Here is a 16,272-nt window from a genome sequence, read left to right as displayed (position 1 = left end):
CCGTACGGCCCACGCGCGTGGGCCGACGGTGTTGCGGTTACTGCGGGGAAGAGCCGGGCGGCGATGTTGCCGCCCGACCACTCAGTGCTGATGGGCGGCGTTGTGCACGGCGCGCTCGGCACCGCCAAGGATGTTGAACAACAGGTTCAACACCAGGGCGCTCAGCGTGGCCATGGCGATGCCGCTGTGGGTGATGGGCTCCATCCACTGGGGCATCTGGGCGAAGAACTCCGGACGGACCACAGGGATCAGGCCGAAGCCGACGCTGACCGCGACCAGCAGCTGGTTGCGACGGTCGGAGATGTCCGCTTCCTGGAGGATCTTGATACCCGTGGCGGTGACCATGCCGAACATGGCGATGGACGCGCCGCCCAGTACCGCAGGCGGGATCGAGGCGATCAGGAAGGCCGCCTTGGGCAGCAGGCTGAGCAGGATCAGCAAGGCGCCGGCCACGATGGTGACATAGCGGCAACGCACCCCGGTCATCTGCACCAGGCCGATGTTCTGAGCGAAGGAGGAGTGGGTGAAGGTATTGAAGAAGCCGGCGACGAACGACGCCCCCGCATCGCACATCAGGCCGCGACGCAGCATGCCCGGGGTGACTTCGCGGTCGGTGACCTTGCCCAGGGCGAGGAACATGCCGGTGGATTCCACGAAGATGATCACCACCACCAGGCACATGGACAGGATCGGTGCCAGGCTGAAGGTCGGCATGCCGAAGTGCAGCGGCGTGACCACCTGCACCCATGGCGCCTCGGACAGGCCGGACAGGTCGACCATGCCGATCGAGCCGGCCAGGATGTAGCCCAGGCCCATGCCTACCAGTACCGAGACATTGACCCAGAAACCACGCATGAAACGGTTGATCAGCAGGATCACCGCCAGTACCAGGCCGGCAACCAGCAGGTAGATGGGCGAGCCGAAGGTATCGGCCTCATGGCCACCACCGGCCCAGTTGACCGCGACCGGGAATAGCGACAGGCCGATCGAGGTGATCACGGTACCGGTGACCAGGGGTGGGAAGAACCGCACCACCTTGGACATGAATGGCGCGATCAGCATGCCGAAGAAACCGGCCGCGATGGTCGCGCCGAAAATCCCCTGCAGGCCGACGCCCGGCATGCCGGCCATGGCAACCATGCTGCCGACGGCAGCGAAGCTGGCCCCCATCATCACTGGCATGCGAATGCCGACGGGGCCGATACCGAACGATTGAACCATTGTGGCAACGCCTGCGACCAGCAGGTCGGCGTTGATCAGGAAGGCAACTTCTTCACGAGACAGTCCGGCGGCCTGGCCGATGATCAAAGGCACGGCGATCGCGCCTCCGTACATCAGCAATACATGTTGCAGGCCCACCAGGATCAGTTGGAACAGGGGCAGAGGCTGTCGTGGGGGCGCAACGGGGATGTACGCCTTGCGGGACTCGGACATGCAGCACCTCGAGTTTTGTTTTTATTCTCGGATCCAAGCGTCGGGCTCCGGAGGGGCAGGCTCGAAAGCCCGGGGTTTCCCCTCTGGAGTCCTAGCTCGATGCTAGCTACGTACTACTTACAGCTTGACGTGTGTTACAGCGCGCGACTCAGTTGACCGGAGCGCCCTTGGCGATCCAGGCACCGACCAGGTTGCGTTCTTCCTGGGTCATCTGGGTGATGTTGCCCAGCGGCATGATCTGGCTGGCGACGGCCTGCGCCTGGATACGCGCGGCCTGAGCCTGGATCTGCTGCGGGGTGTCGAACATCACGCCACCTGGTGCAGCGCTGAACAGCGGGCTGGTCGGCTTGGCCGAGTGGCACACAGTGCAGCGTTCCTGGATGACGGTGTGGATCTTCTCGAAACCACCGGGAGCGGCCTGGGCGGTAGCCTGGGCAGGTGCTTCGGCCGGTGCGGCAGGCGCTTCGGCGGCCTTGGCGGCTTCTTCGGCGCGCTGTTCGGCAGCGGTCTTGCCACCGATGGCGGTCGCCGGCAGCGGCTGGTACTCGATCTTCGCCGCGGCTTGCTCAGGTGCGGTCGGCATCGGCTTCGGGCCGGTCACGTAGGCCAGGCAAATCATCGCCAGGGCGCCGACAGGCAGGGTCCAGGCGTATTTGTTGCTGTCGTGACGGGTGTTGAAGTAGTGACGGATCAGTACCGCGGCCACTGCGATCCCGGCCAGGATCAGCCAGTTGTACTGGCTGCCGTAGGTGCTCGGGAAGTGGTTGCTGATCATGATGAACAGCACCGGCAGGGTGAAGTAGTTGTTGTGGCGCGAACGCAGCAGGCCCTTGGCCGGCAGGACCGGGTCTGGGGTTTCGTTCTTCTCGATGGCCGCTACCAGCTGGCGCTGGGCCGGCATGATGATGCGGAACACGTTACCGACCATGATGGTGCCGATGATCGCGCCGGTGTGCAGGTACGCACCACGGCCGCTGAATACCAGGCTGAAGCCGAAGCACGCAGCGATGATCAGGACGAACAGCACGGCGCCAAGCAGGGCCGGGCGCTTGCCCAGGGGCGAGTCGCAGAGGAAGTCGTAGATGAACCAGCCTGCTACCAGCGAGCCGATACCGATGGCTACGCCCTCGGCACCGCTGAGGGTGCTGCCAGGTGCCAGCAGATACAGGGTCGGGTTCCAGTAGAACACCACGCAGAGCAGGGCGATACCGGACATCCAGGTGAAGTAGGCTTCCCATTTGAACCAGTGCAGGTTCTCGGGCATCTTCGGCGGGGCCAGCTTGTACTTCTCCAGGTGGTAGATACCACCGCCGTGGATGGCCCAAAGGTCACCCGACAGCCCGTCACGCGGATTGCTCCGGTTCAGGTTGTTTTCCAGCCAGACGAAGTAGAACGAGGCACCGATCCAGGCGACGCCGGTGATCATGTGAACCCAGCGAATGCTCAGGTTCAGCCATTCGTGAAGGTGTGCTTCCACAGTATTTACCTCTTGCCGGTCACGGCCTGGGCGAACCCTGGATGACCGACCTTTTCTTATTGGTGGGGATTGAGGACCAGCATCTGTTCCTCGGTGAAGTAATGCTCGTCGCAGTTGTTGCCGGAACCACTGCGATCAACCACCAGGAAGTCATCCCGCTTTTCGATCGTCAGCACCGGGTGGTGCCAGACGCCGCGATGGTAATTAACGCCCTGCCTGCCGTTACTGCGGAAGGCTCGGACCAAGCCTGATACAGGTGCATCGCCAACTGGCGCGACCACGATCAGAAAGGGGTTGCCGAGCAGCGGAATGAAAGCCTGGCTGCCCAGCGGATGGCGTTCCAGCATGCGTACGGTCAATGGCATCTCCAGGGCATCGGCGCGGAAGATGCTGATGATCGCTTTGTCCTCGGGCTCGGCGGTCTCGACCGTGGCGAGCTTGTGGAAGCGCATGGTCGACCCGTTGTTGATCATGAAGTGGTCGCTGCCATCGGTTTCGATCACGTCACCGAACGGGGCGAAGGCTTCTTTGGTCAAGGGCTCGATCATTAAAGTGCGCATGCGGTTATCTCTTTGTTCTATGTTCTGTTTAGGGGGTGGGCCTGCCCCGGAGCGAACGTATCGCGTACTCGGGGCGGGCCATCGCACCGTCTTTTAAAGTTGCAGCAGGCGGAACAGGGCGATCAGGTTGATCTGCGCCAGGGCTTCCTTGAATTCGGCATCGGCGTCGTTGTGGATGCGTTTTTCGAAGGAGGCGAGGATCTGGTGCCGGTTGCTGCCCTTGACCGCCATGATGAATGGGAACTGGAACTTGGCCTTGTAGGCGTCGTTGAGCTCGGTGAAGCGTGCGAACTCTTCGGCGGTGCACTGGTGAATACCGGCGCCGGCCTGTTCGTTGGTGCTCGACTCGGTCAGCTCACCCTGGATGGCGGCCTTGCCTGCCAGGTCCGGGTGAGCATTGATCAGGGCCAACTGGTCTTCATGGCTGGCACTGAGCAGAATGTCGCTCATGCGCTGGTGCAGCGCCTCGATCTCGTCCAGCTCGGCCAGCTGACCCAGGTCATAGGCTTTCTCGGCAACCCACGGCGAGTGCTCGTAGATGTCGGCGAAGGCTTCGACGAAGGCGTCGCGGGCCAGGGTCGATGGCTTGAGGGTCTTGAAAGCGGTCATCAGGCGTTCTCGTTCTTGTACGGGTGGGTGGCGTGCCAGTGGCGGGCGATGTCGACGCGACGGGCGAACCAGACCTGGTCGTGGCTCTTGGCGTATTCGACGAAGCGCTTGAGCGCGGCCAGGCGGGCCGGGCGACCGACCAGGCGGCAGTGCAGGCCGATAGACAGCATCTTCGGTGCTTCGGCGCCTTCTGCGTAGAGTACGTCGAAGGCGTCCTTGAGGTACTGGAAGAACTGCTCGCCGCAGTTGAAGCCCTGGACCTGGGTGAAGCGCATGTCGTTGGTGTCCAGGGTGTACGGGATCACCAGGTGCGGTTTGCCGGTCGGGTTGTTCGGCTCCCAGTAGGGCAGGTCGTCGTCGTAGGTGTCGCTGTCATAGAGGAAGCCACCTTCCTCCATCACCAGGCGGCGGGTGTTCGGGCCGGTGCGGCCGGTGTACCAGCCCAGCGGGCGTTCGCCGGTGAGTTCGGTGAGGATGCGGATGGCCTCGAGCATGTGCTCGCGTTCCTGCGCCTCGTCCATGTACTGGTAGTCGATCCAGCGGTAGCCGTGGCTGCAGATTTCATGGCCGGCTTCGACCATGGCACGGATCACGTCGGGGTGGCGCTGGGCGGCCATGGCGACGGCGAAGATGGTCAGTGGCACGCCAGTGTCCTTGAACAGCTTGAGCAGGCGCCATACGCCGGCGCGGCTGCCGTACTCGTAGAGCGACTCCATGCTCATGTTGCGCACGCCTTGCAGCGGCTGGGCGGCGACCATCTCGGACAGGAAGGCTTCGGACTCCTTGTCACCATGCAGGATGTTGCGTTCGCCGCCTTCTTCGTAGTTGAGCACGAAGGACAGAGCGATGCGTGCATTCCCCGGCCATTGCGGGTGAGGTGGGTTGTTGCCGTAACCGATCAGGTCGCGAGGGTAGTCAGCGCTCACTGCAGTCTTCCTTCTTGTTCGTCGATGCGTGGGGTGGGCGGCCCGCGTCGGGTTGTCGCACCACCGGATGGAGTGATTGTATACAACTTCTGAAATCTTTTGTAAGCCTGTTTTTCCGCATTTCTTCCCATCTGTCGGTTGAGAATGTATTGCAAGAAACCTGCCTGGTCGGTCAGCTAATGACGACGCCGTCGGCATGGGGCCTGTCTTTGCGGGCATTGGTGTATTTACAAGCAGGGAAGGGTGGTTGTGCAAGAGGTATTCAAAAAATTGTGTACAATTTCTTGAGAAAATGTCTTAATGGCTCCATTCCCGCACACCGCAGGCCCCTGGCGCGGTGATTGCCGTGTATTTTTTGCCCACGCATACGACAAGAGGCGACAAGCAAATGGGACGTTTGACCACACACGTACTGGATGCCGCTCATGGCTGCCCGGGCAGCTCGATCAAGGTCGAGTTGTACCGTGTCGAAGGCCAGCAGCTGGAGCTGGTGAACACTGCCCTGACCAACAGCGACGGCCGCGTCGACGCGCCACTGCTGCAGGGTGACGATTATCGCACTGGGGTGTACCAGCTGCAGTTCAGCGCTGGCGACTACTACCGTGCTCGCGGTGTGAAACTGCCTGAAACCGCGTTTCTGGATGTTGTCGTGCTGCGCTTTGGTATCGATCAGAACCAGGAGCACTACCATGTGCCGCTGCTGATCTCGCCGTACAGTTACTCGACCTATCGTGGAAGCTAGTTGGTCGCTAGAAGAATCTTCGTAGGTCCTTGGCCCGCTCTCACACTGGCGGGCTTTTTTTTGTCTTGAATATTCAGTGGAGTGGCGGTGAGCTTTCGGGCCCATCGCGGGACAAGCCCGCTCCTGCAAGAAGAAGAGGCGCACGCTCGAGCGTTGTGCGGTCTCTGTGGGAGCGGGCTTGCCCCGCGATTGGGCAAGAACAGCCCACCAATCAATATGATTTTTCACCGCCACCCCCGCCGCTTTCGCTCTTGCTCTTGCTTTTCCTACGCAATACCCCAGGCGCCGCCAATTGCGACGTCAGGAGGCCGAGCGTAGGCATTGCGCAGGTGGGTGCCAGGCATGGATGCCTGGCAAGCGGCGCAGGGCCATGGATGGCCCTTCGCCGCGCCCCGCCGGGAGCAATGCCGGAGCGAGGGAACCCCGGCGCGCAGCGCCGGGGCCGGATGCAGGAGCCAGCGGTTTCTGCCTACTTTTGCCCAAGAGCAAAAGTAGGTCGCCGTAAAGGCGAAAAGCGCCAGTGGCGCCACCGCCGCAAATGAATATTTACACTTTCTATAAGCCCAAGCCCAAGCCCAAGCCCAAGCCTCAAAGAAACACAAACTTGGCAATAAAGATCACACACAGCACCCACAAACTCGCGGAAATCTCCTTGAACTTCCCAGTCCCCGCCTTGAGCGCCACATAGCTGATAAAGCCCAGGGCAATCCCATCCGCCACCGAGAACGTCAACGGCATCATGATCACGGTCACGATCGCCGGAATCGCATCGGTCGCCTCGTCCCAATGAATATGCGCCATGCTGCCCATCATCAGCATCGCCACATAGATCAGCGCCCCCGCCGTGGCATACGCCGGGATCATCCCCGCCAGCGGTGCAAAGAACATCGCCGCGACAAACAGCAGGCCAACCACGACGGCGGTCAGGCCCGTGCGGCCACCGGCGGCAACCCCTGCGGCACTTTCCACGTAGCTGGTCACCGGCGGAACCCCCACCGCAGCACCGAATACACTCGATGCACTGTCAGCCTTCAACGCTCGCGACAGGTTCTCGATGCGCCCGTCGGCATCCACCAGGCCAGCCCGCTGGGCCACGCCCATCAAGGTCCCTGCCGTGTCGAACATGTGCACGAAGAGGAATGCCAGTACCACGCTGATCATGCTGACGTTGAACACCCCGGCAACATCCATGGCCATCCAGGTCGGCGCCAGGCTGGGCGGCAGCGAGAAAACACCACCGTACTGCACCAGCCCCAGGCCCCAACCCGCCAAGGTCACGGCGATGATGCTGATGAGGATTGCACCGAATACCCGGTGGTAACTGAGCACGGCGATCATCAGGAAGCACACCGCCGCCAGCAGTGGGCCAGGCTCATGCAGCGAACCGAGCTTGATCAGCGTGGCCGGGCTGTCGACGACGATACCCGCGGTCTTGAGGCCGATCAGGCCGAGGAACAGACCGACGCCGGCCCCCATGGCATGGCGCAAGCTCACGGGGATGCTGTTGAGCAGCCATTCACGCACCCGCGAAAGCGTCAGCAACATGAACAGCACGCCGGAGACGAATACCGCGCCTAGCGCCGCTTCCCAGGTGTAGCCCATGGTGCCGACCACGGTATAGGTGAAGAACGCATTGAGCCCCATGCCCGGGGCCAGGCCGACCGGCCAGTTGGCGTACAGCCCCATCAACAGGCAGCCAAGCGCTGCGGCGATGCAGGTGGCGACGAACGCTGCGCCATGGTCGATACCGGCATCGGCCATGATGTTGGGGTTGACGAAGATGATGTAGGCCATGGTGATGAAGGTGGTCACCCCGGCGATCAGCTCGGTCCTGACGGTGCTGCCATGTCGCTTGAGTTTGAAAATCCGTTCCAGCCAGCTCGTTTCGAGCGGTGGAGCGAGATCCAGCGTAGGGGCTTCGGATTTGCGGCTTTCCACAGCGAGTACTCCTCAAGTCTTTCTTGTTGTTTCGGAGCCTGGTCCTGCGCCATGCACTTGGGCGGCTCCGCGAGGGGATGGCAGACGTCTGACCGTTTGTTGACTTTCGGGTCAAGAAGTTGCTCGCAGGATTATGCGTTTGTGTACAAATAATGCAAATAATGTTTTATCTTTTGTGAGCGAAATACGACGCATAGTAGCTATATGGCGAAGGCTACCTGCAGAAATCGGTATGCCTGTGTACAATAGGCCGATACCTTGGTCCCTTTTTTCTTTCCAGGACTTGCCAGCCACCCTCTGACGGGTATTACAGTCAAGGTCCCGACTGGCGGATCCTCGTGCTCGAGAACCCATGAACGAACAGCTGCAACCTCTGAAAAAACCTGCGCGCAACGGCAAGGCCGGCCGCAGCGGTACCCAGGACGATATCGTCTACGCGCACATTTTCGAGGCGATCCTCGAGCAGCGACTGGCACCGGGCACCAAGTTGAGCGAGGAAGCGCTGGGCGAGATCTTCGGCGTCAGCCGCACCATCATCCGCCGTGCCCTGTCGCGTCTGGCCCATGAAAGCGTGGTGCTGCTGCGGCCAAATCGGGGAGCGGTAGTGGCCAGCCCGACGGTTGAAGAGGCGCGCCAGGTGTTTTTCTCTCGCCGCATGGTCGAGCGCGCCATCACCGAGTTGGCGGTGCAGCACGCCACGGTCGAGCAACTCAACGAGTTGCGCCAAATGGTCCGCGAAGAGCGCGACAGCTTTTCCCGTGGTGATCGCGGTGCCGGCATCCGGCTTTCAGGCGAGTTCCACCTCAAGCTGGCAGAGGCCGCCGGCAATGCACCCCTGATCAGCTTCCAGCGCAGCCTGGTATCCCAGACTTCGCTGATCATTGCGCAGTATGAAAGCGGCAACCGCTCGCATTGCTCGTATGACGAGCACATGCAACTGATCGATGCCATCGAGGCCCGCGATGGTGATCTGGCGGTCAGCCTGATGATGCACCACATGGATCATATCGACACCAAGCTCAACCTGGACGAGGAAAGCGCCTCGGACGACCTGCATGCGGTGTTTTCGCACTTGCTGAAGAAACCCAAGGCCTCGGCCAAGGGTTGAACGTTTGCCTATCCCTTCTTCGATCGGCCTCCCACACTAGATACCCAGCCAGCCAATGGCTGGCTGGGCCGCGCTGGGACTTGCCGGTACCCCGCAGAGGTGTTTTCGAGCGACGCCCCGCCTGATCCAGAAGGGCGTGGTATGCCTTCGATGCGTTGAGCGGTGCCAAAGATCTACCGCAGTTTCCAGGTCGCTCCAAGCAACGATCAGTGGTTCTAAACCAGGAGCCACCACATGAGATCATTCGACGACCTGCTTGATGTGCTACCAATCGCGCACGGACAAGCACCCCACGATGAAGCATCCGCCTCTGCCCGATCCTGCGTGAATGCTGGGCTCGTGAGTGCCGAGGCGCCTATCGTCTGGCTCAATCAACTGGACGAAGCGTTGCGTGCCCAAGCGGCCAACGATAAAGATTGGGCGCACATCCTTCCCGATGGTTTTACCGACTACACCACGCTGATCGCGAACCGCCCGGCGACTTGGCGCACGGTCGTTGATCAGGCGATGAAACAGCAGGCTCGCGACCATGTCGATCTGCTGGCATTGGGCAGCCTGCCTGCTACTTATCCAAGGCAGTTACGTAAGGAGCATCGTCTAGGTTATCTGCGAAACCTGCTCGAGCGCTTTGGGGAAACGCCGCCCGCGAAAAGCGCGTTGGCTGGCTGGAATGCGGCATTGATCCAGCGACAGGACGCCTGGCGGCAGTTGCAGGACGGCCTCAAGGAAGCCCCGGAAAACTGGACGCGCCGCATCGAGACGTTTTCCGATCACATTCAACAGGCGATGAGAAACGAGGCGAACCTGCTGGCCGAAGAGCGGCGCTTGCCTGCCCAGGTCCATGCCTGGTCTTTTCTACAGACTCAAGAGAAGACGTTGCAGTGGTTGTCCGTGTACGCCGATGGGCAGGTATTGCCCGGCATCTGGATCATGGCCCGGGCCGCTGACCGTCTGGCTGGCTTGCATGACGCGCCGATCGTGTTGTGGGTGCATGGCGAAAGCGGTGGAATGACGCATCTGGAAAGTTTTGACGCGCTGCGTGAGCGGCTCGGCTCCACGCTGGTCGTGGGTGGCTTCGCCGTTTCCACGCTCATGCCGCGTACAAACGCCCAACTGACGTTCGTGCCCAACAGCGAAGGTTTGCCTGGTTTGGTACGTGAGCTGTTCACATTTTGGATGGCGAGGCTGGATCCGGAACCGGACGAGCTGATTCAGGGAGAACGGCTTTCCCGGGAGCAAAGCGCCGAATATCGGTTGGAGCTGGCCCGGGCGGCCTTGGCCATTCCTGTGGATAGCTGCCGCCAGGCGGCCTTGGCAGCGGCCGAGCGCCAATGGCAAGGGATAGCCATGATGGAGGTGCTGCCCAGATGGATGTTGGCGCGTAGTGATGTCGAGCGCAGGGCCTATGCCGAACACTTGGTGAACTATCACGTACAGTCGGATCGCCTGGAACGATGGTTGAAAGCGCAGCTTCCGCCATTTCCCACGTTTGCTGCGGACCTTTTGATCGCAAGGTTGAAGATCGACAAGGGCATCACCTTGGCTGCCGACACCGTGTTGCTGGAAAGGCCTGTCAGCGTTACCTATCAGTGGTTCGGCCAGGGCACAGTCCTGGAACCTGCGCCAGGGTATGGCGCCGCAGGACACCGACCAGGGGAGGCGATGCAATGGGTGCCGAGCGAGGCGTGGGAGTCGGTCACCCTCGAAAAGCTGGCAAGCGAAGGGTTCGACGCCGGCGAGCCTTCGGAAGTAGAGCGGATGGCCATGGCGAACCTGCAGGTCGATGGGATTACCTCTGGCTACTTGTCGGACGTACTGGTTGAGCTCGATCCACTCCAGCAATACGAAGCGAAGGTCCGGGCGACATTGGACCTGGCCAATGAGCAGCATGCCCAGTTGCTGGTCGAACCCTATAGCCAAGAGTTGAAATTGCTGGCCCAGGCATGGCGATGGTGCGGCAAGCTGTCCGAAAAAGGGGCGGCGATGCTGGATGTCGCAGCCCAGTCATCTAGCGCAGAGGCCTTGGCCGAGGCCGGGCTGCGGGTGCATTGGCTGGTCATTACCAGTACCGAGGAACTCGGACGTAACATCGAGGGTGCAGGCGCGCTGGTCGATACGGCAGAAGGGCGTACCCTCTTGTACCTGCCTGGCGCCCCTCACGCCCATCGACTGATCGAACGCGAGCGGCTGGAAGACGCACTCGAGCATCTGCGTTGGTTGATCGAAGTGGAGCCTGATATGGCGAGGTACGTGGCGGACCGCTCCAGCGACGAACCTGAAAAACTGCTCAGCTATTTTAGCCAGGCGGTCTTTCGTCGTTATGGAGGCTACTTGAGTGCGCCTCCCTCGCTGGCCCAGACGCTGATCCACCTGCAAGTGACCGAGCGCAGTAATCGTCTGGTCAATCAGGCAAGGCGCCAGGGGCGCAGCCAGTACGGCATTCGACGGAAAAACGATCTCGAAGCGCATCACCGCCATTTGGGCTACCTGCGCGCGGCGTTAGCTATCGTACCCGGTGTAAACCTGCCTATTGCGCTGCAGGACATTCACTACGGCGCCCTGGCCATCGGTGACGGCTGGCGTTCGAGAAATGTCGATACCCTCGGCATGGGCATTCTTAGCGTGGTCGGCGGAGTGCTCGATGCGATGCTGACCGTCGTCCCGGCCGGTTCTAGCGTGGCGAGCCTGCGCAGGGCGACACGTCTGCAGACTCGGAAACGCATTGCCATAGGTCCTTTCAAAGGGTACGAGGCGCAAGTCAAGTTCGACCGTCCGATGCCCTTGACTGGTCATGATAGTGGGACTTGGCTTCTCGATGGCGAGCAGTACATTTGGCAGGATGGCCATGCCTACGCAGTGTATCGACGCAAGGGCGAGCACACGCTGCGCCTGAAAACCACTGCCACGCGCCACTATGATATGCCGGTGAGGATGGACGGCGAGCGCTGGGTCGTGCATGCGCAGGTCGGCCTGCGAGGCGGAGGCGGCCAGATCAACGATGCCGAGCAGGTCTTCGCCAGTTGGGGCCCGGTGAGCCAGCATCCACGCTTCGCCGGCACGACCCGAACCCAGGCTATCCGGCGAGGTCGACTCGTCCTGCAGGAATATGAGTTCCCGACGGATGCGCGTGCGGTTGAATTCGCCTATGCCTACCTGCAAGACGCAACCGCGCCCGCCTGGGCTCGTGCCTACCGGCGTGGCCAGGGTACCTCGGGAGCACAGGCCCCGCTCACGCAACGTTGGCAGTCCGTGCGCTGGCAGGTCGGGGATGGCGACACCGTGGCGGTCCAGGCATACGGCGGGGAAGTCTCCGTGACATTCGCTGCAGAGTCGGTCCAGCGCCCCGGCGTGCGGATCGCAGGCGAGTATTACCCGCTCTTGCCTGGCGCGGTCGAAGGGCGAGGTCGATACGTGCTCCCCGTGGGCCGAATGCCGACTCGGCTGAGTGAGCTGGATGAGCTTATCGAGCAAGGCGTGGGGCCTGTTCGCGTCACGCTTGGCAACACTGTAATCGAGCCGGCGCAGGTGGTAGGTGGGTATGCCGAGACGTTTCGCAGTCGCCTGCAAAGGCAGTTTCCCGGCATGGCTGAAGAAAGCCTCTGGTCGTTGGGCGAAGCGATTTATCGGAGTGCCGATACTGCCCCGGGCCTGACACAGGTGCGGCTGCGTGTGCTCGAGCGATGGCTCGACACAGCGGCCTCCGACCCGCTGCTTCATCTGGTCGTGCAGGAGGTGACCACGCCGCGCCCGGTGTTGGCGATCCGGGACGCTCGTGCATCCTTCGTGCAGTTGCGCTGGACACTGAGCAGCACCGAACAATCCGCCGTACGCGCTGTAGTTGATGGCGCCATCAGCCATTCGCTGGCCGAGATACTGACCAATGTCATTACCGATCGCGGTTACCAGGTGCTGTTCCGTCACGGCAATCACCGCCGCTGCGTGGTGATATTCGTCAAGCCTGGGCGACGTGAAACCTATGTACTGGTCCAGCATGAAGTGATGGGGGCGGTTTCGGTTCAGGGCATGAACAACCTGGTGCTGTTGGGCGATGGATGGCTCGACATGTTGCTCTCGCGGCTGGTCGATCCCGCCTTGGCAACAGCCCTGCGCTCGGCGCGCCGACAAGGGTTGCTGCGCCCATTGCTCGGCGGCCTGTATATCGAGGGGCAGCAACGTGCCGAGTTGGTCTGGCAATCCGTCAGGATATCGCCGGGCGCTGTAGCCCAACCATTGCAGGTGCGTACGTGGCGGGATGTGGTTCGTCCTTTGCAAGGTTCTGATCGAGAGCTGCTTCCCGGTTCCGGGTTATATGGGATGGGGAATGACGGGCTGGTTCATGGGGTGGGTATCCAGGGTGGTTGGTTGTCGGTGTATCCGGTGCAGACCTCTAGCCGGATACTGCTCTCGCGTTCGCAGGCGTTGCCGTCGCCATTGACCTTCGATGATTTGGAGCGCTGTGTGCGTGAGCGCTTCGGTGAGCAGACTTGGCTATTGGTCCGAGGCCCGGAAGGTTGGTCCGTAAGGCGTACCCTGTTTTCCATGCAGCTTGACAGCCTGGTCATCAGAGCGCGGCCCGGGCTGACCCGACAAAGCGCGCAAAATGCGGCTAGAGCGGCGCTGGACGGAGTACAGGGCAGCGAGTATGCAAGGTTGCTGCATCTGGAGCATGTGCTGGCGCTGTGGTTGCGCGATAGTCGAAGCCTGGGCGAGTTGGCCGACCCTTTCCTGTTGCTTGCCCGGCAACAACCGGTTGGCCTGGACAGCGCCATGTCCTGGCGCCTGGCATTGCCGGTCGAACCGATAGGTAGCAGCCCGACGGTCTATTACCTGCAAGCGATGGACGACTACACCGCCAACCTGTTGGCCGCTGTCAGCGGTACGCGCCTGCGTTCCCATGCCGTCAATGCGATCGACGACTTGTTGGGGCGTTATGGGTTGGTGCAACAACATCGGGTAGGAGGCATCATCCAATACCATCAGCCGTCGACGGGAAGGGTCTACCTGATCGCATTGCAGGTCAGCGACCAGGCCTGGATCGATATGGCTTTCGAGCAGGGGCGGGCTGTGTTGTCCAGCAACTGGATCGAATTCTGGCTTGCCAATTTGCCCGAAAGCTCGGCGCAGTCCCTGCGCCAGGCATTGGCAGACGGGCAATTGGTAAGGCTTACCGCGACCCTGCGTCTGGAGGCCGGCCCCCATGTCGGCCAGGTCGCTGTGCAGCGGCTGGCCGACTTCTGAGCCTCAGCGCTGGTGCACCGAACGCCCGGCCGCGTACGTTTCACGCACGGTGCGGTCGTCGCCCAGGGTGGTGAGCACGAACAAGGTCTCCTCGATGCTGTTGGACTGCTGGATGCGGTAGTCCAGCAGCGGGGTGGCCTTGTAGTCCAGTACCACGAAGTCGGCATCGTTGCCCGGGCGCAGGCTACCGATACGGTCGTCCAGGCGCAGCGCGCGGGCGCCGCCCAGGGTGGCCAGGTACAGCGACTTGTACGGGTGCAGGCGTGCGCCTTGCAGTTGCATGACCTTGTAGGCTTCGTTCAGGGTATTGAGCAGCGAGAAGCTGGTGCCGGCGCCCACGTCGGTCCCAAGCCCGACGTTGACCTTGAAGCGCTCCGCCTGGGGCAGGTTGAACAGGCCGCTGCCCAGGAACAGGTTGGAGGTCGGGCAGAAGGCGACCGCCGAACCGGTGTCGGCCAGACGCTGGCATTCCTCATCACACAGGTGCACGCCGTGGGCGAACACCGAGCGCTCACCCAGCAGCTCGTAGTGATCGTAGACGTCCAGGTAACCGCTGCGCTCCGGGAACAGCGCCTTGACCCACTCGATTTCCTTGACGTTCTCAGACAGGTGGGTGTGCATATACAGCCCCGGATACTCCTTGAGCAACTGGCCGGCGAGGGTCAGCTGTTCTGGCGTGCTGGTCGGGGCGAAGCGTGGCGTCACTGCATAGTGCAGGCGGCCCTTGCCGTGCCAGCGCTCGATCAGCGTCTTGCTTTCGGTGTAGCTGGACTCGGCCGTGTCGGTCAGGTAGTCAGGGGCGTTGCGGTCCATCATCACCTTGCCGGCAATCAGGCGCAGGTCCAGGCGCTGGGCCTCCTCGAACAGGGCATCGACCGACTCGGGGTGGACGCTGCCGAACACCAGTGCCGTGGTGGTACCGTTGCGCAGCAGCTCCTTGAGGAAGATATGCGCCACCTTGTCGGCGTGGGCCTTGTCGGCGAACTGCTTTTCGCACGGGAAGGTATAGGTGTTCAGCCAGTCCAGCAGTTGTTCGCCATAGGAGCCGATCATGCCGGTCTGCGGAAAATGGATGTGGGTGTCGATGAAGCCTGGGGTGATCAGGGCGTCCCGGTGGTGCACCACCTCGACCTCGGCGCCCAGGGTGGGCAGCAGCTCGCTGGCATGGCCCAGGGCACTGATGCGCCCGTCTTCGACCACCAGCAGGCCGTCTTCGTAATATTCGTGGGAAGCGTCGAGGCCCACCTCGGCCGGGTCGGCGATGCTGTGCAGAATGGCGGCTCGGTAGGCTTTGCGGGTTGCGCTCATAACGGTCTCGTCAATTGGCTTGGCTGCGCCGGGAGGGCGGCAGCAATTGGGCGATCGGGCCTGAATTGGCGGCAGCGTCGTGCTGGCCGAAGCAGGCGTTGTAGGTGGCAATGATTTCACCGGCGATGGACACTGCGATCTCGATCGGCAGCTTGCCCTTGACCTCGGCCAGGCCCATCGGGCAGCGCATCCGTGCCACGACGGCATCGTCGTAGCCGCGCTCGCGCAGGCGGTGTTCGAACTTGACCCGCTTGGTCTTCGAGCCGATCAGGCCGAACCAGGTGAAATCATTGCGTTTGAGGATGGCTGCGGTCAGCTCCAGGTCCAGCTGATGGTTATGGGTCATGACGATGCAGTAGCTGCCCGCCGGCAGCTCGGCCACTTCGTCGACCGGCTCTTCGCTGACGACCTTGGTCACGCCGTTGGGGATGGCCTCGGGGAATTCTTGTTCACGCGAGTCGATCCAGCGTACCCGGCAGGGCAGCGCGGCGAGCAAGGGTACCAGAGCACGTCCGACATGGCCCGCGCCGAACACGGCAATCTGCGCCTGCACTGCGGCCATCGGCTCGAACAGCAGCACGGTGACGCCGCCGCAGCACTGGCCCAGGCTCGCGCCGAGGCTGAAGCGCTCCAGATGCGGGGTGGTGCGTTGCTCCTGGAGCATTTGCCGGGCGATATGCAGGGCTTTGTACTCCAGGTGGCCGCCGCCGATGGTATCGAACAGGCCAGTGGCGCTGACGACCATCTTGGAACCTGCGTTGCGTGGCGTCGAGCCACGCTCCTCGATGATGGTCACCAAGACACAGGCTTCGCCGCGGGCCTGGTGGTCGGCGAGGGCGTTGATCCATTGGTGCATAGACAGATCCTCATCTCTGGTGGCCTGTTCGGGCCCTATCGCCGGCAAGCCGGCTCCCACACAGGACAGCAGCATT

The 16,272-nt window shown here is 62.0% G+C and carries 11 protein-coding genes; 3 read left to right on the top strand and 8 right to left on the bottom strand.

Features of this window, described 5'->3' with window-relative positions; all coding sequences use genetic code 11:
- Window positions 1-81: 81 nt before the first annotated feature.
- From IRZ56_RS09860 to puuE, 5 genes are all read right to left on the bottom strand, one after another.
- Window positions 82-1,434, bottom strand: coding sequence for a nucleobase:cation symporter-2 family protein (locus IRZ56_RS09860; protein WP_196144783.1), 1,353 nt, complete (start codon window positions 1,432-1,434; stop codon window positions 82-84).
- Between the two features lie 148 nt (window positions 1,435-1,582).
- Complete coding sequence (locus tag IRZ56_RS09855) at window positions 1,583-2,911, bottom strand: urate hydroxylase PuuD (protein ID WP_196144782.1); 1,329 nt, start codon at window positions 2,909-2,911, stop codon at window positions 1,583-1,585.
- Window positions 2,912-2,967: 56 nt separating this feature from the next.
- Entirely contained in the window at window positions 2,968-3,471 is a 504-nt protein-coding gene (locus tag IRZ56_RS09850; protein ID WP_196144781.1) for an ureidoglycolate lyase, read from the bottom strand.
- Between the two features lie 93 nt (window positions 3,472-3,564).
- The gene (gene uraD, locus IRZ56_RS09845) at window positions 3,565-4,080 is read right to left on the bottom strand and encodes a 2-oxo-4-hydroxy-4-carboxy-5-ureidoimidazoline decarboxylase (protein ID WP_196144780.1); all 516 of its coding nucleotides are present in this window, start codon (window positions 4,078-4,080) and stop codon (window positions 3,565-3,567) included.
- A complete protein-coding gene (puuE, locus tag IRZ56_RS09840; protein ID WP_196144779.1) occupies window positions 4,080-5,006 on the bottom strand; it encodes an allantoinase PuuE in 927 nt (308 codons plus the stop codon). Before puuE ends, uraD begins: the two co-directional genes overlap by 1 nt.
- Window positions 5,007-5,394: 388 nt before the next feature.
- Here puuE and uraH point away from each other — a divergent pair, with 388 nt between their 5' ends.
- Window positions 5,395-5,748: a hydroxyisourate hydrolase gene (gene uraH / locus IRZ56_RS09835; protein ID WP_196144778.1), complete on the top strand. Its 354-nt coding sequence runs from the start codon at window positions 5,395-5,397 to the stop codon at window positions 5,746-5,748.
- A gap of 588 nt (window positions 5,749-6,336) precedes the next feature.
- Here the strand turns inward: uraH and IRZ56_RS09830 are convergent.
- A complete protein-coding gene (locus IRZ56_RS09830) occupies window positions 6,337-7,686 on the bottom strand; it encodes an NCS2 family permease (RefSeq protein WP_196144777.1) in 1,350 nt (449 codons plus the stop codon).
- A gap of 352 nt (window positions 7,687-8,038) precedes the next feature.
- On the opposite strand from IRZ56_RS09830, the gene IRZ56_RS09825 reads away from it, so the two are divergent.
- Together IRZ56_RS09825 and IRZ56_RS09820 are read left to right on the top strand one after the other, a co-directional pair.
- Window positions 8,039-8,794 carry a GntR family transcriptional regulator gene (locus IRZ56_RS09825; protein ID WP_196144776.1) on the top strand — a complete coding sequence of 252 codons (756 nt, stop codon included), beginning with the start codon at window positions 8,039-8,041 and terminating at the stop codon, window positions 8,792-8,794.
- A gap of 234 nt (window positions 8,795-9,028) precedes the next feature.
- Window positions 9,029-14,032, top strand: coding sequence for a dermonecrotic toxin domain-containing protein (locus tag IRZ56_RS09820; protein WP_196144775.1), 5,004 nt, complete (start codon window positions 9,029-9,031; stop codon window positions 14,030-14,032).
- Between the two features lie 3 nt (window positions 14,033-14,035).
- On the opposite strand, the gene guaD is transcribed toward IRZ56_RS09820, so the two are convergent.
- Window positions 14,036-15,340 carry a guanine deaminase gene (gene guaD / locus IRZ56_RS09815; protein ID WP_196144774.1) on the bottom strand — a complete coding sequence of 435 codons (1,305 nt, stop codon included), beginning with the start codon at window positions 15,338-15,340 and terminating at the stop codon, window positions 14,036-14,038.
- A gap of 10 nt (window positions 15,341-15,350) precedes the next feature.
- Window positions 15,351-16,196: a xanthine dehydrogenase accessory protein XdhC gene (gene xdhC / locus IRZ56_RS09810; protein ID WP_196144773.1), complete on the bottom strand. Its 846-nt coding sequence runs from the start codon at window positions 16,194-16,196 to the stop codon at window positions 15,351-15,353.
- Window positions 16,197-16,272 lie beyond the last annotated feature (76 nt).

This window comes from Pseudomonas guariconensis (assembly GCF_015680235.1).
In the GTDB taxonomy this organism is placed as follows: domain Bacteria; phylum Pseudomonadota; class Gammaproteobacteria; order Pseudomonadales; family Pseudomonadaceae; genus Aquipseudomonas; species Aquipseudomonas guariconensis_A.
This window is presented reverse-complemented; position numbering and strand designations above follow the sequence as displayed.

What these genes read in the sequence shown, in the direction of transcription:
- uraD (WP_196144780.1), bottom strand. Translation starts at nt 4,080, where the DNA reads ATGACCGCTTTCAAGACCCTCAAGCCATCGACCCTGGCCCGCGACGCC.
- guaD (WP_196144774.1), bottom strand. Translation starts at nt 15,340, where the DNA reads ATGAGCGCAACCCGCAAAGCCTACCGAGCCGCCATTCTGCACAGCATC.
- IRZ56_RS09820 (WP_196144775.1), top strand. Translation starts at nt 9,029, where the DNA reads ATGAGATCATTCGACGACCTGCTTGATGTGCTACCAATCGCGCACGGA.
- IRZ56_RS09825 (WP_196144776.1), top strand. Translation starts at nt 8,039, where the DNA reads ATGAACGAACAGCTGCAACCTCTGAAAAAACCTGCGCGCAACGGCAAG.
- uraH (WP_196144778.1), top strand. Translation starts at nt 5,395, where the DNA reads ATGGGACGTTTGACCACACACGTACTGGATGCCGCTCATGGCTGCCCG.
- xdhC (WP_196144773.1), bottom strand. Translation starts at nt 16,196, where the DNA reads ATGCACCAATGGATCAACGCCCTCGCCGACCACCAGGCCCGCGGCGAA.
- IRZ56_RS09850 (WP_196144781.1), bottom strand. Translation starts at nt 3,471, where the DNA reads ATGCGCACTTTAATGATCGAGCCCTTGACCAAAGAAGCCTTCGCCCCG.
- IRZ56_RS09860 (WP_196144783.1), bottom strand. Translation starts at nt 1,434, where the DNA reads ATGTCCGAGTCCCGCAAGGCGTACATCCCCGTTGCGCCCCCACGACAG.